Origin of the sequence: Tamlana crocina (assembly GCA_040429635.1) — a bacterium.
GTDB classification, from domain to species: domain Bacteria; phylum Bacteroidota; class Bacteroidia; order Flavobacteriales; family Flavobacteriaceae; genus Flavisericum; species Flavisericum crocinum.
The window spans coordinates 711466-729143 of the sequence record CP158972.1 but is presented as its reverse complement, the minus strand read 5'-3'; the positions used below and the strand labels follow the sequence as shown (position 1 = coordinate 729143).

The 17678-nt window shown below is 37.9% G+C and carries 17 protein-coding genes and 1 tRNA gene; 4 read left to right on the top strand and 14 right to left on the bottom strand.

The genetic code is table 11. From position 1 onward, the window contains the following. Window positions 1–3: 3 nt before the first annotated feature. From ABI125_03270 to ABI125_03255, 4 genes are all read right to left on the bottom strand, one after another. Window positions 4–3591 carry a SusC/RagA family TonB-linked outer membrane protein gene (locus ABI125_03270; GenBank protein ID XCF06889.1) on the bottom strand — a complete coding sequence of 1196 codons (3588 nt, stop codon included), beginning with the start codon at window positions 3589–3591 and terminating at the stop codon, window positions 4–6. Window positions 3592–3705: 114 nt separating this feature from the next. Continuing rightward, a complete protein-coding gene (locus tag ABI125_03265; GenBank protein XCF06888.1) occupies window positions 3706–4674 on the bottom strand; it encodes a FecR family protein in 969 nt (322 codons plus the stop codon). Window positions 4675–4749: 75 nt separating this feature from the next. After that, complete coding sequence (locus ABI125_03260) at window positions 4750–5328, bottom strand: RNA polymerase sigma-70 factor (GenBank protein XCF06887.1); 579 nt, start codon at window positions 5326–5328, stop codon at window positions 4750–4752. 226 nt (window positions 5329–5554) lie between these two features. Continuing rightward, window positions 5555–5636 (bottom strand) — tRNA-Leu (locus ABI125_03255). A gap of 127 nt (window positions 5637–5763) precedes the next feature. Between ABI125_03255 and ABI125_03250 the strand changes: the two genes are divergently transcribed. From ABI125_03250 to ABI125_03240, 3 genes are all read left to right on the top strand, one after another. Further along, the gene (locus tag ABI125_03250) at window positions 5764–7152 is read left to right on the top strand and encodes a dipeptidase (GenBank protein ID XCF06886.1); all 1389 of its coding nucleotides are present in this window, start codon (window positions 5764–5766) and stop codon (window positions 7150–7152) included. Window positions 7153–7289: 137 nt separating this feature from the next. After that, complete coding sequence (locus ABI125_03245) at window positions 7290–8150, top strand: DMT family transporter (protein XCF06885.1); 861 nt, start codon at window positions 7290–7292, stop codon at window positions 8148–8150. 102 nt (window positions 8151–8252) lie between these two features. Next, a complete protein-coding gene (locus tag ABI125_03240) occupies window positions 8253–9353 on the top strand; it encodes a DUF4407 domain-containing protein (protein ID XCF06884.1) in 1101 nt (366 codons plus the stop codon). 2 nt (window positions 9354–9355) lie between these two features. Here the strand turns inward: ABI125_03240 and ABI125_03235 are convergent, their stop codons facing one another. Continuing rightward, window positions 9356–9634, bottom strand: coding sequence for an STAS domain-containing protein (locus ABI125_03235; GenBank protein XCF06883.1), 279 nt, complete (start codon window positions 9632–9634; stop codon window positions 9356–9358). A gap of 216 nt (window positions 9635–9850) precedes the next feature. Here ABI125_03235 and ABI125_03230 point away from each other — a divergent pair, with 216 nt between their 5' ends. Then, window positions 9851–10282 (top strand): DUF4440 domain-containing protein, encoded by a 432-nt coding sequence (locus ABI125_03230; GenBank protein ID XCF06882.1) that lies wholly within the window; start codon window positions 9851–9853, stop codon window positions 10280–10282. 169 nt (window positions 10283–10451) lie between these two features. On the opposite strand, the gene ABI125_03225 is transcribed toward ABI125_03230, so the two are convergent. From ABI125_03225 to ABI125_03185, 9 genes are all read right to left on the bottom strand, one after another. Further along, complete coding sequence (locus ABI125_03225; GenBank protein XCF06881.1) at window positions 10452–11030, bottom strand: PhnA domain-containing protein; 579 nt, start codon at window positions 11028–11030, stop codon at window positions 10452–10454. 138 nt (window positions 11031–11168) lie between these two features. Then, on the bottom strand, window positions 11169–11999 hold the full coding sequence (locus tag ABI125_03220) for a hypothetical protein (GenBank protein XCF06880.1): 831 nt from the start codon (window positions 11997–11999) through the stop codon (window positions 11169–11171). Between the two features lie 146 nt (window positions 12000–12145). After that, the gene (locus ABI125_03215; GenBank protein ID XCF06879.1) at window positions 12146–12508 is read right to left on the bottom strand and encodes an MmcQ/YjbR family DNA-binding protein; all 363 of its coding nucleotides are present in this window, start codon (window positions 12506–12508) and stop codon (window positions 12146–12148) included. Further along, complete coding sequence (locus ABI125_03210; GenBank protein XCF06878.1) at window positions 12505–13113, bottom strand: DUF4230 domain-containing protein; 609 nt, start codon at window positions 13111–13113, stop codon at window positions 12505–12507. Before ABI125_03210 ends, ABI125_03215 begins: the two co-directional genes overlap by 4 nt. Further along, on the bottom strand, window positions 13114–13863 hold the full coding sequence (locus tag ABI125_03205; GenBank protein XCF06877.1) for a cyclase family protein: 750 nt from the start codon (window positions 13861–13863) through the stop codon (window positions 13114–13116). Between the two features lie 2 nt (window positions 13864–13865). Next, the gene (locus tag ABI125_03200) at window positions 13866–15086 is read right to left on the bottom strand and encodes a coproporphyrinogen-III oxidase family protein (protein XCF06876.1); all 1221 of its coding nucleotides are present in this window, start codon (window positions 15084–15086) and stop codon (window positions 13866–13868) included. Between the two features lie 2 nt (window positions 15087–15088). Further along, complete coding sequence (locus ABI125_03195) at window positions 15089–16435, bottom strand: hypothetical protein (protein ID XCF06875.1); 1347 nt, start codon at window positions 16433–16435, stop codon at window positions 15089–15091. Continuing rightward, the gene (gene ruvC / locus ABI125_03190) at window positions 16432–16983 is read right to left on the bottom strand and encodes a crossover junction endodeoxyribonuclease RuvC (protein ID XCF06874.1); all 552 of its coding nucleotides are present in this window, start codon (window positions 16981–16983) and stop codon (window positions 16432–16434) included. The genes ABI125_03195 and ruvC overlap by 4 nt, the downstream gene beginning before the upstream one ends. Beyond that, window positions 16980–17621, bottom strand: a complete 642-nt coding sequence (locus ABI125_03185) for a cell envelope biogenesis protein OmpA (protein XCF06873.1) — start codon at window positions 17619–17621, stop codon at window positions 16980–16982. Before ABI125_03185 ends, ruvC begins: the two co-directional genes overlap by 4 nt. Window positions 17622–17678 lie beyond the last annotated feature (57 nt).

The following is a 17678-nucleotide window of genomic DNA, read 5'->3' as shown; positions in this document are numbered from 1 at the left end:
TTTTTAGAATGAAAGTTTAACGTTTAATCCGTAAGTTCTTGTCATTGGGAAAGTCATCGACTCGATACCTTTGTAAATGTTAGAGCCGTTTAGCATACCCGTATCCGGATCGTACTGCGGAAAATCTGTAATACTGAATACATTGGTAGCGTAGGCCCCAAAACTTACATCTTTAAATGCCCCGATTTTGCTTATTAATTTTGCCGGTAATTGATAATCTAAACGTAATTCTCTTAGTTTTAAATAAGAAGTATCGAAGGTGTTCATTTCGGTATTGTTACGGTTCCAAACGTAGGTGTTGTAATAGGTTTGAATACTGTTGGTTACCGTGTTGTTTTTGGTGTAAGTGATAGAACCATCTGTGTTTTCAACGGCATTAACACCAGGGTGCACTATGCCATCGTAGCGCCCTTCAACTGAGTTATTAAGTTTACCTTGGTAAGACAAAGCAAAGTTGGTTACCGAAAATGCATTTCCGCCCAATTGTCCTGCAAAAGTTGCCGAAAGCATTAAGTTTTTATACTTAAAACGTTGCACCATTCCTGCTCGCCAATCTGGGTTTACGTTACCAATTCTTGTTTCTGGTGAATTATCCAATACCGGATAGCCTTCAGAATTTACAATGTGCATGCCCGAAGCATCTTGCTCTTCACCATTTTCATCAATGTAAGTAGCGCCTTCCGGTGCTCTTTGAAACCCACGACCGTAAATAACGTGCATCTCTTCACCTACATAAGAATACACATAAGTTCTGCTTCCAATAGTAGTTCCCATATCGGTTTGTAGTGGTACCGTAGGGTCCCAACCATCCTGTAAGCTCACTAACTTATTAATGTTTTTAGACCATGTGACATCAAAATCCCATTTAAAATCTTTGGTTCTTACAGGCACAAAATTCGCAGAAACTTCTAATCCTTTATTGGAAATTTCACCGGCATTAATGGTCATCCCCGTTGCACCGGTAATCTGATCCACATCAACAGAAACTATTTGGTTTGTGGTTGAAGAATGATAAGCCGTAACATCAAAAGATAGTCTGTTTTTAAACAGCTTGGCTTCAATTCCAGCCTCCCAGCTTTCTACATTTTCTGGTTGAATTAACGGATCTGGAATATTTCCTGGTAACGTGTAACCTCCCGGATATGAAGTTGTACCATACACTTGATCTAGAGAATACGCCGACGTATCGTTACCTACATTTGCCCAAGATGCACGAACTTTTAACATATCTACCCACGGCGCATTTTCTTGAAAGTTGAATGTTTTATCCAACAGAACACTTGCAGAAACCGATGGATAAAAATACGACCAATTACCTCTGGATAAAGTACTGGACCAATCGTTACGCGCGGTAACATCCAAAAAGTAGGCATCGTCCCAACTTAATGATAGCAAACCATACAAACTATTTACTACTTTCTCGCTACGGTAGTTATACGGGTCTGGATTTACTCCCGTTGGCAAGTTTGTAGTGTGGTAAATATCTTCTTCGCCCAACTCACTTAATGTAATCTTGCTGTTGTAATATTCGTTAACACGATTATTGCCACCAACCATAGCCGAAAGCCCAAAACGGCCATTACTAAACGTGTTGTTGTAGCGCAGCATAAAATCGTTGTTGTTTTCTAAAACTCTAACGGTTTGCTCTCGATAAAATCCGTTTTGATAACCCGCTGTGTAGTAAGGTTTACGTTGGGTTCTATATTCATCAGACCAATCTAAACCAGAACGCAAATCGAGTGTTAGGTTTTTAAGCAAATCGAAAGTTAAACCAATACTCCCGAAAACACGGTTTTTATCTTGCGTGTTCAACGCCTCATAAAGTGTACGATATGGGTTAAAGGAGTTTGCTGAAGGAAACACAAGCCCCATACCATTTTCGCCACCGGCACTCCAATTGGCGTAGTTGTAACGTCCGTTAAAATATTCGTCTTTCCAATCTTGAATACTATTAACATTGAATCCCCAAACCAAAGCGTACATTGGGTTGGTTTCGTCGTAACCACTAACCGGCATGTTATCACTTTTCTTTTTGTAATAATTAACCTTAGTGTTCAATTTTATCTTATCTGAAACAGGCGTATTTATAGCAAGGGAAACGGTGTTTCTATTAAAACCCGTGTTAGGCAAAATCCATTCGTTTTTAAAATCGGTTACCGAAAAACGTGTTGATGTTCCTTTGCCGTTATTTCCGTTAATACTAACCGTATTACTTGTTGTTACACCGGTTTGGAATAAGCCCGTGTACCAATCGTCTTGATATACCCATGGTAATTTGGTGTAGGTATCATTATCCCAATTTTTAGAGGCGTACAAATAACGCATTTTGTTTGCATCGAATGCCTCCCCAAATGTATAGCGCGAATAGTGCCTTGGTTGCTCTACGCCATCCGGAGCCATTTCTGACGTAAGGTTCCAAAGTGAATATTCACTAGCGCCCATGTCGGAACCATTACCAAATTGCGTTTGAAAATCCGGAAAAAAACCAGCCTGCTCGAAAGTTACCGAAGAGTTTACCGTAATACCCAAACCTTTATTTTTTTTGCCCGATTTGGTGGTAATCATAATGGCGCCATTGGCTGCACGCGAACCGTACAAGGCCGCAGCCGCTGGTCCTTTTAAAACTGAAACCGATTCGATATCATCTGGATTAATATCACTCATTCCATCACCGTAATCTACAGGTGCATCGGCCTGTGCATAATTACTAACACTTCGGGTAGCCGTTGCCCCAGAATTTACAGGCACACCATCAATAACAAATAGCGCTTCGTTATTACCGTAATTTAACGATTGGTCTCCTCTCAAAGTAACCCGGATGGAGCTACTGGGTCCTGAATTTGCCGAAGTAAACGTCAACCCCGCAACTTTACCGCCTAAACTGTTCAGCCAGTTTCCCGAAACGGTTTTGGTTATTTCGTCGCTTTCAATTTTGGCCACAGAATATCCCAAAGATTTTTCCTCACGAGTAATATTCAATGCCGTTACCACAACTTCATCCATGGCGACCACATCCTCTTGCATGGTGATATTGAACAGCCCCCCATTTCTGATTGAAGTTTCAACACTGTTCATTCCCATAAAAGAAAACAGAAGAGTACTATTTTCAGGTGCCTGCAGGTTATAGTTCCCGTCAAAATCGGTAAGCACTCCAACCTTGGTACCTTTCAAAATAACATTTACCCCAACTAAAGGCATGCCTTGCTCGTCTTTAACTTGACCGTAAACCTTTACCTTTTTTAAACCGCTTAGCGTAATGGTAGAACCGCTTACCAAGTAGTTTAATTCAGCATCTTTACTAATTTGGTCTAAAATGGTTTGTAATTTCTCGTTGGTGAAATTATAGGTGAATACCTTTTTGTTATTTAGTATATCGTCTGAATAACTAAACCGATACGGTGTGTTTTTCTCTAATTGATTGAATAACTGATTTAGAGTTACATTTTTTACTTTAAGGGTTGTGGTTTTTTCAAGATTGTTTTGTGCTGAAACACATTGGGTAGATAGCCCAAAAAGTGTAATGGTAGCGATAAATACCATCAAAACCTTGTCGGAAAAAAATTTCCTTTTTTGGTATAAATTTAATTTCATAATTTAGTGTTACTTTTTTAGTAAATAGGATTTTAAAAAATTCTGAGAAGCTGGAGCTGGTGACGCAGTTCCAGTTTTTTTTATTGTTTTCGATTGCGTTTTTATTCTTATAACTTATTTTATTATTATCGTATCGTTTTCAATTTCGTACTTTAAGCCTATCATGAATTCCAAACTTTTAAATACTTTTTCAAGAGGTTCATCACTGTAGGCTGCCCGTATTTTTCTATTTAAAATGGAATCAGCTTCACAATAAATTTTAACATTGTACCACTTTTCAATTTTGCTAAAAGCTTCTTTGGCGGTAATCGCATCGAAACGCAGCAAGTTTTTATGCCAATCGGTTACGTATTCGGAATTTACAGTAGATTTTTCCAGTTCCCCATCCTCAGCATTAAAAGCGACTTGGGTGTTTTTTATAAGTATGAATTGTTTTTTGGTGATATTGTTTTCAACCTTAACCTTTCCGGTTTTTACGACCACTTGAAAGTCGTTCTCGTCATTATTGCTCACACTGAATGAAGTTCCCAAAACGGTAGTTTTAAAATTCCCCGAAATAACCGTAAAAGGTTTATCAACGTTTCGTTTTACTTTAAAAAAGGCTTCGCCCTTCAATTCTACATCTCTCTGGTTGCTTAGAAATTTTTCAGGGTAACGGATAGTAGCTCCAGAATTTAAATACACGATTGAGCTATCGGGTAGAAGGATTTCTGTACGTTGGCCTGCCATACTGGTCACAGAAACATAGTTAACTGGTTTTGGCACAAAAAAATCATTGTTAAAAAGTATCCCCAGTCCCAACAGAACTACCAAAGACGCAGCAATGGCCATTATTTTTCTATTTGAAAAGAAATTATCGCTCTCGGCCTGCTTTATTTTATAACGTAGTTTTTTAAGCCCGCGATTAAGGTTGAATTCTTGAAAAGCTTCGGCAGGGTGATTTTTAAGCACATCGGCAAGTTCATCATACTTGGCTTGATATTCGGGAAGTAAAAGGTATCGTTTTAACTGCGCCCTCTCTTCTTCAGAAGATTCATTTGTTAAATTCTTTATAGCGATTTCGTAAAAAACTTCATCGTTCATATTATCTGATCTTTTACTATTAAGACCAGTATGAGGCGTTTAATCTACCATTGAAACTTGTTAACAAATCGTTATCTAAATGTCAATAAAACTCAAACAAAAAGAAATAACAAACGTTATAAATTGCGATTCGTATTGGGAAACATGTTTTATGGCTTCAATCATTTGCTTTTGCACAGTACTAACCGAAATACCTAACTTTTCGGCTATTTCTTTGTATTTAAGTCCGTCTATTCTATTAAGCTTAAAAATGATTTTTCGTTGCGGCGGGAGTTCTTCTATAATCTGGTCTATTTGTATTTTAACCTCATTATAGTGTAAAGATTCATCGGTATTAAGATGTGAAAAATCGGCACTAATTTCTGGAATCTCCTGTTTTAAATAATCGCTTTTTGCTTTATTGACAACATTGATGGACAGGTTTTTAGTCGCCACAAACAAATATGATTTTAACGACGTATTGATTTGGAGCGTCTTTCTGTTTTGCCAAATTTTAAAGAACACATCGGCCACTACTTCTTCGGCCAAATCTGCACTCACCACATATTTTTTAGCATACAGACACAAGTTAAAATAATACTTTTGAAATAACTGTTCCAAAGCACGCTGGTTGTCCTTTTTAACACATTCAAAAAGTATTCTGTCTTCTTTCATCGAACTAAAATAGCTAAGATTTTTGCCGATAAAACTATTGCTTCTACAATGGTTGACTGTTATAAAAAAATTAAATTAATATTATTTTTAATAGACAGGCCCCAACTTAAAACATTCCTCAAAAACAAACTGTTTAATAAATATGTAGTAACTAAAAGTGGTTAACTAACGAAGATATTGCATTAAAACAAAAAAAGCCTCTCAAATCTGAGAAGCTTTTTCGAGGTGCGGGCGGAGAGACTCGAACTCTCACACCTCGCGGCACTAGATCCTAAGTCTAGCGTGTCTACCAATTCCACCACGCCCGCAATATGTCCTATCCCGATTACTATCGGGAATTGGGATGCAAATATAAACAAGATTTTTAAATTGCAAACACCAAAGCCCTAAAAACATTCTTTTTTTATACTTTTGAAAAGAAAGATTATCCTTTTTATGAAAAACATTCCATCATATATAAAAGAACACAAAGAGCGATTTTTAAACGAACTTATCGAATTACTTAAAATTCCGTCGATAAGTGCCGACTCCGCATACAAATCCGATGTTTTAAAAACTGCCGAAGCTATTAAATCCAGCTTAGAAAAAGCAGGATGCGATACGGTTGAAATATGCCCTACAGCAGGCTACCCCATTGTATATGGTGAAAAAATCATCGACAAAAACCTTCCTACTGTTTTAGTTTACGGGCATTACGACGTACAACCACCAGACCCATTAAATTTATGGAATTCCCCGCCTTTTGAACCGGTAATTAAAACTACGGAAAAACATCCCGACGGTGCCATTTTTGCACGTGGTGCTTGCGACGACAAAGGCCAAATGTACATGCACGTTAAGGCTTTCGAGCTTATGGTAAAAACTAACCAGCTGCCCTGCAACGTAAAATTTATGATTGAAGGCGAAGAGGAAGTGGGGAGCGCCAATCTGGGTGATTTTGTTAAAAGTAATCGCGAAAAACTAAAAAATGATGTGATCCTTATTTCCGACACTGGGATGATAGCTAACGACACCCCGTCAATAACTACCGGGCTTCGCGGCTTAAGCTACGTTGAGGTGGAAGTTACAGGCCCCAACCGCGATTTGCACTCCGGTTTGTACGGTGGCGCTGTAGCCAACCCCATCAACATTTTAACCAAAATGATTGCCTCATTGCATGACGAAAACAATCATATTACCATTCCTGGGTTTTACGATAAAGTTGAAGAACTTTCAGTCGAAGAACGCGCGGAAATGGCCAAAGCGCCTTTCAGTTTAGAAAACTATAAAAAAGCTTTGGATATTGATGCCGTTCATAGCGAAAAAGGATTCACCACCAACGAACGGAATTCCATCCGTCCAACACTCGATGTTAATGGCATTTGGGGAGGCTACATTGGTGAAGGGGCAAAAACCGTAATCCCTAGCAAAGCTTTTGCAAAAATATCAATGCGTTTGGTTCCCAACCAAGATTGGCAGGAAATCACAAAACTTTTCACCTCTCATTTCGAAAGTATCGCTCCTAAAAGCGTTAAAGTAAAAGTTACGCCCCACCACGGCGGACAAGGCTACGTTACCCCGATTAGCAGTATTGGGTATCAAGCCGCTAGCAAGGCTTACGAGCAAACTTTCGGAAAAAAACCCATTCCGCAGCGTAGTGGTGGTAGTATTCCCATTGTATCACTTTTCGAGCAAGAACTGGAAAGCAAAATTATACTTATGGGCTTCGGGCTAGATAGCGATGCCATACACTCCCCTAACGAGCATTTCGGCATTTGGAACTATTTAAAAGGCATTGAAACTATTCCATATTTTTATAAATATTTCACCGAACTATCAGAGTAACTGGATCGCTACCGCAAGGGGCGTACTGTAGTTTACCCTGAGCGCAGTCGAAGGGCTACAAGCCCTCGCTCCTTTGTCGATGTGGGCTTTTCTCTACTATCCTTAGCGCAAATCCACTAATGCCCATAATCATTAACATGAAAAACCAGCACAGCAACCATCTTCTTCAACTTATTCTTGCCACGCTTTTTATTAGTGCTTCGGGAGCTTTAGGCCGTTATATCGATATGCCCACGCCAGTAGTGGTCTGGTGGCGCAGTATTTTAGGCGGTTTGTTTTTATTGGGGTTCTGCCTTTATAAAAAGTTCAATTTAAAAATACTATCCCAACAAGATGGCGTTTCCATTGGCGTTAGTGCCCTTTTAATGGGCGGACATTGGCTGTTTTATTTCTATGCTCTTAAATTATCGAACGTGGCCATTGGGATGCTTTCCCTATTCGTATTCCCAATTTTCACCGCGTTTTTAGAACCATTATTTATAAAAATAAAATTCGACCCCATTTATATTCTCTTGGGGCTTATGGTTTTAGTTGGCATGTACATTATGGCTCCTGAATTCAACCTTGAAAACACCTATTTTAAAGGCATACTTTTTGGCTTGCTTTCGGCACTATGCTATGCCCTGCGTAATATTATTTCAAAAAAACTTACGAGCAGTTACAATCCTACCAGTATCATGTTTTATCAAGCCAGTATTTTAACGGCTGTGTTTTTGCCCGCTTTATTTTTTATGGACACTTCAAATATTGTTACGCAGTATCCCTACATTATTTTGTTAGCTGTTGTTGTAACGGCTATCGGGCATACCCTGTTAATTTACAGTTTAAAACACTTTTCGGCCAGTACGGCAAGTATTATAAATAGTATTCAACCAATCTTCGGAATTATCATTGCTTTTATTTTTTTAAACGAAATACCGAATAAAAATACCATGCTTGGTGGTTCGCTAATTTTAGCTACAGTTTTGATTGAAAGCGTTCGGTCTCGAAAAAAATAGAGCATTTTAAGCTGATTTATGTAACAAACAAACTGCTTTAACGTTCTAATAGTCAGACTGTGTTCTGCACAGCCTTAACATCAATCAAAAAAATCACTCATCATGTTAAAGCAATTTTTCATCATCTGCTCGGGCTCAGACACCCATATTTTAAATGATTGTTCTGTCGGCGAACAGAATAAATATGCCGGCATTGGAGCCACTGTATTCTTTACTGCCATCATGGCTTTTATTGCCTCCAGCTACACGCTATTCATCATTTTTGAAAACTTATACTCGGCAATATTTTTCGGGCTCATTTGGGGTTTGCTCATTTTCAATTTGGACCGCTACATTGTTTCTACCATAAAAAAAACAGGACAACCATTAAATGAATTTACTCAGGCTATACCACGAATTATTTTGGCAATTATAATTGCAGTGGTGATTTCAAAACCTTTGGAGTTGAAAATTTTTGAGAAAGAAATTAACCAAGTGCTTTTGGAGCAAAAAAATGAGTTGACCTTAGCCAATAAAAGTCAAATAGCCGAACAATTTAAACCCGAAATTAAAAATCTTCAAAATGAAATTTCCCAATTACAAAATCAAATAAACACCAAAGAAACGGAGGTGAATGCGCTTTACGATACGTACATAGCCGAAGCCGAAGGTACAGCCGGCACAAAACTTTTGGGAAAAGGCCCGGTTTACCAAGAAAAACGAGAAAAGCACGATGCCGCTTTAGCTGAATTCCAACAACTAAAAACCGTAAACAAAGCCAAAATTGTTTCGATTAAAAACCAAATAGAGCAGCTTCAAAGCAATTACAAGAACGAAGTGACCAACACACAGCCCATCATCAATAATTTTGATGGTTTGATGGCACGCGTTAATGCCTTGGGCAAATTGCCCCTACTGCCTTCATTGTTTATCTTTTTACTATTTCTGGCTATTGAAACGGCTCCTGTTTTTGTAAAACTCCTCGCGCCACAAGGCGCTTACGATTACAAACTTGAGGATCAAGAGGAAGCCATAAAAGCCCATACAGCTCAAAACAAAAGCCAAAGGAAATCCTTAATCAAAACCGATATTTCGATAAATAACAGGATTTATACCGACATTGAACAAGAAAACGAGCTCTACCAATATAAGCGCAAAAAAGCCAGGACGCTCATGCAATTACAGGCAGACGCCTTTTTCAATAAACAGAAAAATGCACTTTAAAGTTAAGCGGCCGTATTCGTTTGAAAATGGTCGTAAAGCTCTTTGCAACCAAACCCAACAATAGAGAATCTCTTATTTTTCACCAAGGCTTCATTGTGCAGTTTGGCTATAGCTTCAACACCAAATTTATCCATGCTATCAATGTCTTGAACACTGATAGTGACATCTTTGGCTCGGTCAAAAATGTTTTTGAATTCTTTGTTAAACAAACCAATATTGGCCTTGTTTAAGGTGCCTTTAATTTTAAAGAAGTTGTTACAATTAGTAATTTTTAAATCCATAATACACGAGTTTTTAAAGGTTAAAATTGTCAATTAAGGGAGGCCAATCGTTTGATTGTGATTTAAAAATAGGCAACAATTTAGGCATTCACACTATTTAATCGACAAATAGATTTTAACTTCAGTTAAAAACAAACTACTTGTTAATTTGATCGACAACCGACCTGTTTTACTAAGCATATTTTGCTACTTTTGAATACTTAAAACTAGAATTAAATGAAAAAACTCTTTTTTTCAATACTATTATTCAGTGGTCTTATTGGCTTTTCACAGTCTGACATTGAAGCTGATGTTAAAGCCATTAACAAGGTTTTAAAAAAACAACGCATAGCATGGTCAAACCACGACCTTGAAGGATATATGGATGCCTATTGGAAAAGCGATTCGTTAAAATTTTACAGTAGCCATGGTGTGATTGAGGGCTGGTACGACACGTTCGATCGTTACGAAAAAGCCTACCCCACTGAAAAACACACTGGCAAACTCAGCTATAAAATCAATGCTGTTACCCCTATTGGCAATGAATCTTATTATGTTTTAGGAGAATACCACATTAAGCGCGACATGGGCAATGCCGATGGTATTTTTATGCTGGTAGTTAAGAGCATCAATGGCGATTGGAAAATTATTGCCCACACCACTACTTAAAGTCAAGACTTATCCCGCTCATCATTTTATAAATGAAATACCATTACAAAATCGCCCTTATGGTTATTTTGGCTGCCATAACCATTTTCGGACTTATAACCGGCAGGTACCTTTTTCTGGTTTTTATGTTCCCATTGGGCTTAGGGTGGTTCAATAAAAAAGACAAAAACTAGGTTTTCTTTACGTATTGGGTAAGGATTACTATTTGCTGCCCATCAACCTTACCTTCAATATAAGTAGCGTTTTCATAATCCAAACGAATATTCCTTACAGCCGTACCTTGTTTGGCCACCATACTGGAACCTTTCACTTTTAGGTCTTTTATTAAAACAACATTGTCGCCGTTTTCTAAAATGACCCCGTTAGCATCGCGATGCACTATTTTTTCACTTTCGTCTTGATCTTCGCCTGTTGCCCGTGCCAGTGCCAGAGCGTCATCGCTAAGATACATCATGTCCAATAAGTCTTTTGGCCAACCTTCGTTACGTAACCGCTGCAGCATGCGCCAAGCCATAATTTGCACCGCTACGTGCTCGCTCCACATGCTGTCGTTAAGGCAGCGCCAATGGTTTGGATCCATTTCTGAATCGCCAATTATTTGATCCAGGCAGCTTTTACAAACCAAAACATCGTTGTCTACATTTTCATTTAAGGATGGTGGAATGGTATATTGACTTAAATGTTCTGCTGAGGCACAAAGTTCGCAAGCATTGTTGCTTCTGTCTTTCAAGGTTTGTAAAATACTCATGATTTATTTTTTGATGGTGCAATTATACGTTTAATTAACGTTTTAGCAAACTCGTACCTGTTTAATCATTGTACATACAAAAGCGGCCGACCAAAAGAAACATTTTGCCAGCCACTTTAAAACATTTATGCTTTTATGTTATTTTGAAAGTTCGTGTACATGCTTGTACATATAATCGCCATGCACTCCAGTAAAATACTTTCCCCATGCCTTACCGTCTTTTTTTCGCTGCTCTTCATCTGGCCAAGCTTCCTTCATTAATTCATCTGTTCGGTCGTACATTTTATCCAAATCGGCCCAGGATTCAATAAAAAAGGCTTCCATGTGCTCTGTCCTGTCCGACCCCCAAGCGTGTACATTAGGGTAATATCCCTTTATATATTCATTTTTATTGATTATTTTTTCGATAAACTCTTTTCTCATTTCCATAAATTCTTCTTGCGTACCATCTTCTGGAAAGGCAAAGTGTGTTTTTCTAACGTAGCACAACATATCTTTGGTGGGTGCTTCCTTCATCAGTTTTGCCCCAGGTAACGGCGCGTAAATTTCATCGGAATGCTCATCGGAATAATACGAAAACCGCTTATCAAAAAAAGCCTTTCTTGCGTCTTTATCGGGCCAAGCTTCTTTTTCCAATTCTGAATTCCTTTCGGCAAATTTTCCCATATCGTCCCAAGAGGCAAAGGTTTGCACATACATCAGCTCGGTATTATCTGGCGTAAATTCGTGCAAATACGTTGAAGCCCCCATAATAAATTCATTTTTTTTGGTGACTTTTTCCAAGTACTCTTTTTCAACGGACCTCCATTCGTCCATTTTAAAATCTTCATTGTCCATGTTCCAATGCATGGTGGTAATAGCGACGTACTCTGGTCTTTTTGGCGCGTCTTCCTGAGCTGAAATAATTGAGAAATTGAACAGCAGTAGCACAGCAGCTAATGCTGAAAATAATGGGTTGGTTGTTTTCATAATCTATTAAATATTAAAGTTAATAATGAATTTAAATTCTACTTTAAGATTTAAGGGCTTGATTATGCTATAAAAAAATTAAGGATTGAGAGATATTAAATATACAACAAAAACCACTATCAATCAGCATTTTAAACAGACAATAACTAAATAAGAGTATCGCGAATCTTTTTTGGAAGTCCTTTTACCACCATCTCGTAAGAATGGTCTATTAAATCTTTCACCAATTGTGCAGGCAGTTCACCCTCATGCAAATAGAGTGTGTTCCAGTGCTTTTTGCTCATGTGGTAACCGGGGCGGATGCTATTGTAATCGGCACGAAGTGTTTCGGAGTACTCGGGGTCGGCCTTTAAATTAATGGCTGCTTCGCCCTTCTCCCACCATTTTAGCGATGCTGCGGCAAACATTTTGCCCGTCACTTTAAACACCAACGTATCTTCATCAAAAGGAAAGTCTTCGGTAGTGCCCTTTTTGTTTAAACAATAAGTTCGTATTTGCTCGATATTCATGGCAGTTGTTTTTGTTGCGTTTCAGGAATTTCCAAAGCTGAATAATCCAATTTCCAACCAATGGTCTCCACAATGGTTTCAATAAGCGAAATGGTTTCCAACACTTCTTGTTGTGCCACTTTAAGCAATCCGCTTTCTGGAATTTTTTCTTCGATGTGGATTTTGGCATCGTTGTGCAGCCCAGTTAAATCGGTAGCTTCAAACCTATTGAAATACCCTTCCGATTTATCGTAATAATTCAAATTGGTTTCAATGGAAAGCACTTCGGGCTGTGGAAAATGCTCCAATAAAATTTTCTTCTTTTCGGTATCGGCTTTCAATTCAATTTTAGACAAATCGTAACCCACATGAGCCTTGGCATTGATGACTACCAAAGCTTTTTTTCGACTCGACACCAGTTTTAAAAAACGCTGTTTTACATCTTCGTAATGGTAAATTTCGGCAAAGTCGCCCTCAACGGTAATGAATTTACAAACCCGTTTTATTTTATCCAAAAGAATCGTGGATTGCGCATGCGCCAACTGCTTTTTCTTGACAGATTTTAAAAACGTAACCACGCCCAAACATACCAAAGCACCGATAATTATACCTAAAAATATTTCCATTTATTCCAATATTTTATACAAAATGGGTTTGCTTGGTGTGGCATCATTCTCAAAGGGCGCTATTTGTAAATTTAAAAAATATTCGCCATCCTGCACACGGTTTGGCACATAAATAAGTTCGGTAATGGTAGCATCTTTGCGTATTTTTCCTTTGGTATTCCAAAAAGCATTATGGCTTAATAGTTGGCAATCGTCTTTTTCTTTATCAACGCTGGGCAAATCTATCAACAAATGATTTATGCCTTTTTCTCGTAAATAAACGGCGGCATCTTCCAATAAATAAGTGGGGTTGGTATTAGAATATTGCATTGATAATTTTGATGCTGTATTGGGAATGGTACGTATCACCACCGCATCGCGTTTTTTATTACCCAAAGCAAACTGGATCTGCTTTTTCGAAATCACCGCATCGCCATTTAACTGTTCGGGTGCTACGGTAACCACTTCGGCCAAAAAGAAAAACTGTTTTAAATTCTCGTTTATGGAATGTGGCTTTTCGGTAATGTGCCCCACACATTCGGTGTGCGTGCCGTGTCCATGCGGATTAAACTCAATATTGTTAAAATTGATGCAGGCACCATCTTTAACGCTGGCCACCCACTCACCGTCTTTTACTGGTTCAATTTTCGGGGCGTCAACGTACCAAGCGGTAACGTTGTCTTTCGAGGCCCTAATGGGCATGGAGATATCTAAAGGTTGGGTTAAATCTATTTTAAGTTTTCTGGAGTTATACTGAATGGTTGCGATCAAAATCAATTAATTTTAAAAAGGCGCGATGCTATACCGTCGCATAAAAACTTCCCTTTTTTTGTGGTTAAAATTCTGTTATCTTCAATATACAACAAATCTTGGTTAATATAAATTTCAGATTGTTTTAAAAGATAATTTTTTAAATTTTCACCAAATCGATTTCCAACTTGAACCAATGAAACACCCCAAATGGTACGCAAGCCCGTCATTACATATTCGTTATATTTATCGGTTATCGAGAGTGTTTCCGTTTCAATAGGCAATTGATTTTGCTGGATGCTTTTGATGTATTTGGAATTGTTGCTCACATTCCAACTTCTGTTGATGCCATTGAAGGAATGTGCCGAGGGCCCTATGCCCAAATAAGGTTTGCCCTGCCAATAGGCCGAATTGTTTTTACTGAAATAATTGGGCTTGCCAAAGTTTGAAAGTTCGTAATGCACAAACCCCGAAGCCTCCAATTTTTCCAATAATATATTAAAATGCTGTTGAGCCATTTCGTCATCCACATTTTCTATTTTGCCTTTTTTAATCAGAGTTTCCAAAGCTGTTTTAGGCTCTACGGTTAGGGCGTAACACGAAATGTGCGGCACGTTAAACGCTAACGCTGTTTCAATATTTTCCTGCAACTGTTCATTTGTAAGCCCGGGGATGCCATAAATTAAATCGATGGATATATTATCGAAATATTGGGTAGCTTCGGCCAAACACTGCTTAGCTTCTTCAGCATTGTGCGCCCGGTTCATGAGTTTTAAATCGGATTCAAAAAACGACTGGATACCGATACTTAAACGGTTGATACCGATGTTTCGATAAGTTTGAAAAAGGGAATTTGGCACTTCGACTTCGCTCAGTGACCACTCTTCGGTTCCACTGAACGACCGCTGTTCGTCTTCACTTCGGCTACGCTCAGTGACCGTGGATGCCATCAAATCGTCGGGATTGGCCTCTAAAGTGATTTCTGGTTGCTCTGTCACCGTGTAATTTTGGTAAACCGTATCAATTAAAAATTGTAATTCGTCAACCGATAACAAGGAAGGTGTACCACCTCCAAAGTAAATGGTTTCAATGGTTGCTCCGTTCAATTCGTTTTTCCGAAGTACCAGTTCTTTTGCCAAACAAACAACCAACTCATCCTTTTTCTTTATCGCTGTAGAAAAATGAAAATCGCAATAATGGCAAGCCTGCTTGCAAAATGGGATATGAATGTAAATACCAGCCATTATTAAATTTTAACAAAATATTCTTCATCAAAAACACGATTGCTTTGATTCTCTCTCATCTTCGAGTGATTTATCACATAACCATTAAATTTTACTTTTTTTAGAATTAGTTTTGATATAAGAGTAAACAATCTCTGTGTTAAAGAATAATATTCTAACTCTAGTTCAACATAATTATCCTCATTTTTGATTAAAATATTTCTCGGAACTACTCGTCCATGAAAAAATTGATTTCTTTTATTGAGACATCTTTTATCTTCAAGATTTAACTCTAAATCAAAAACCTTGAATGCCTCCTCGTATTTCTTGTTGTTCTGAGCAAGCTTTTTATCAATTTCATTTATTGCGTTTTGCAACTCTTTGTAATCCCTATCCTCTATTTTAGACTTGTATTTACTAAGTAAATCTAAACTCTTCTGTTTAATTAAAACTTTCTCAACAAAAGGCTTTGATCCATTTTTCACTATTTCATCTACAATAATCTCAAGAACAACATAAAGTGTTGAAGGTCTATTAACAAAAGAAATATCACCAATTTCTAATAAAAGTTTAATAGCAACAAAATAGTTCCCATTAGCAGCTAATAAATCAATTAAATCTCCAATTTTTTCAGGTTCTAAATACGAAGCCTTACTTTCAAAATCGTAATCTTTGTTCGTGATAAAATTTGAGTATTGCGTTGGGGTACTTGTTATAGGTTGATAGCATTTAGAAACTTTCTTTAATTTTCGCCTAAAAAACCCATCACACAAATTCCAGCTTGCATCCTCACTTTGAAAAATCAACTCCTCTCCTTTTATCAAGTTTCCACTCAAAAAGCCCAACGTAAATAATATTGAATTTGCATAATGAATGAACTCCGTATAATTCAATTCACTTTTCGACTCAACAACTAAATACCTTTCATTATCGGAGTCAGTAGAATAGATGTGAATATTTGCCTTTTTCAGATTCAGATTGAACTCATCCGTATGCGCATGATTTAAATTGATGACATAAAATGAGCTTTTTATTGGGCACAGTAATCTATAAAAGCAATTTTTATTTCTATCAAAATTGTCACTTTCAAACATGTATACTCTCAAATCTCTAACCAAAAAGTCGCTACTCCAATCAATAGTGTAATTTTTAACTTTGATTATTATTTTTTCGCTAGATATAGCAAATCTAGATTCTTCAGAATATATTTTTTTATATAAAGGTGATGTGACGTGAATTGGAAAAACAAAACAATCAACATTTTCTTTTTGCTCTACTTCAAACTTTTCTCCTGAATTCAATTCAATTAGCGTAAAGCTTTTTTTTCCTTTATAGGTTTCCAGCCACAAAAGAGTTTCTATAAAATTCATTTTTTAACCCTGTCTTCATTCTGTTTTACAAAAGCGGCCCACCCCGAATAACTTTTACCCACCTCAACCCGGCCTGAATTATAAAAATGGCAAACGGCAGCGGCTAAACCATCGGTAGCATCGAGGTTTTTAGGTAGTGTTTTTAACCCCAACAAGCCTTGCAGCATTTTTGCGACTTGCTCTTTGCTCGCATTTCCGTTGCCGGTTATCGCCATTTTTATTTTTTTCGGCAGATATTCAGTTATGGGTATTTCACGACTTAAACCTGCCGCCATCGCCACACCCTGCGCCCTACCCAACTTCAACATACTTTGCACATTTTTCCCATAGAATGGCGCTTCAATGGCTATTTCATCGGGGTTGTGGGTATCGATTAATTCAATGGTGCGTTCAAAAATGAGTTTCAGTTTTAAATAATGATCGTCGTATTTTTTTAAATCGAGTTCGTTGAGTTGCATAAACTGCATGGTTTTACCTACCACTTTTATGAGTCCGAAGCCCATAATAGTCGTCCCGGGGTCAATTCCTAAAATAATACGTTCTTTCATCGGCCTCCACAATAATAACAACCGCTCAACGAAATCGATGCGCCAAAGGTTATGGTTAATACGTTGCCGTTAAAAGAGCCAAAACCGCTGGAAACGGGATTGAAATCATCAGCAAATCCAAAAATATACGAACCGTCCAAATACACCGAGAGTACATCCGAAATACCATAATGCAACTCCAACCCGCCCAAAGCGTTTAAAAACGAAGTTTTGTTTTCGCCGTAATTGCCCAAAGGCTTCACCATAGAATAGCCCGGGCCGGCATGTAAAAATAAGCCCATGCGCTTTGAAAAACTCAACATTTCGGAAGCGTCGAAAACCAATTGGGCATTAATTCGTGAATAATTTACTTTAAATTCGGGCGTATTCTCCCCATTGGAAAAACGGTTGTAACCAAAATCGAGTTTGGCTCCAAACTTCGGTTTGAACATATACTGCAGTCCCAAATTGATGCTTGGAAAGTTAATGGATTTAGATTCAATATTACTCACAAATCCTGCTTGTGACGGACTATTAACTCCCAACGCAAACTGCGCCTTTACGGTGCTGGTATCGCTTTGCGCCCATCCGAAAACAGCACAAAACAACGCCAACGCGGGAAGCAAAACTTGGGGTTTCAAATTAAAATTTGAAATCATAACATAATAATGGTTTAATTTGTAACCTCTATGATGCAAAGGCTACCACACAAAACT

Coding starts and splice junctions, on each gene's coding strand:
- ABI125_03230 (XCF06882.1), top strand. CDS start 9,851: ATGAAAAAACTCTTTTTTTCAATACTATTATTCAGTGGTCTTATTGGC.
- ABI125_03245 (XCF06885.1), top strand. CDS start 7,290: ATGAAAAACCAGCACAGCAACCATCTTCTTCAACTTATTCTTGCCACG.
- ABI125_03215 (XCF06879.1), bottom strand. CDS start 12,508: ATGAATATCGAGCAAATACGAACTTATTGTTTAAACAAAAAGGGCACT.
- ABI125_03225 (XCF06881.1), bottom strand. CDS start 11,030: ATGAGTATTTTACAAACCTTGAAAGACAGAAGCAACAATGCTTGCGAA.
- ABI125_03200 (XCF06876.1), bottom strand. CDS start 15,086: ATGGCTGGTATTTACATTCATATCCCATTTTGCAAGCAGGCTTGCCAT.
- ABI125_03260 (XCF06887.1), bottom strand. CDS start 5,328: ATGAAAGAAGACAGAATACTTTTTGAATGTGTTAAAAAGGACAACCAG.
- ABI125_03265 (XCF06888.1), bottom strand. CDS start 4,674: ATGAACGATGAAGTTTTTTACGAAATCGCTATAAAGAATTTAACAAAT.
- ABI125_03185 (XCF06873.1), bottom strand. CDS start 17,621: ATGATTTCAAATTTTAATTTGAAACCCCAAGTTTTGCTTCCCGCGTTG.
- ABI125_03210 (XCF06878.1), bottom strand. CDS start 13,113: ATGGAAATATTTTTAGGTATAATTATCGGTGCTTTGGTATGTTTGGGC.
- ABI125_03270 (XCF06889.1), bottom strand. CDS start 3,591: ATGAAATTAAATTTATACCAAAAAAGGAAATTTTTTTCCGACAAGGTT.
- ABI125_03250 (XCF06886.1), top strand. CDS start 5,764: ATGAAAAACATTCCATCATATATAAAAGAACACAAAGAGCGATTTTTA.
- ruvC (XCF06874.1), bottom strand. CDS start 16,983: ATGAAAGAACGTATTATTTTAGGAATTGACCCCGGGACGACTATTATG.
- ABI125_03240 (XCF06884.1), top strand. CDS start 8,253: ATGTTAAAGCAATTTTTCATCATCTGCTCGGGCTCAGACACCCATATT.
- ABI125_03235 (XCF06883.1), bottom strand. CDS start 9,634: ATGGATTTAAAAATTACTAATTGTAACAACTTCTTTAAAATTAAAGGC.
- ABI125_03195 (XCF06875.1), bottom strand. CDS start 16,435: ATGAATTTTATAGAAACTCTTTTGTGGCTGGAAACCTATAAAGGAAAA.
- ABI125_03220 (XCF06880.1), bottom strand. CDS start 11,999: ATGAAAACAACCAACCCATTATTTTCAGCATTAGCTGCTGTGCTACTG.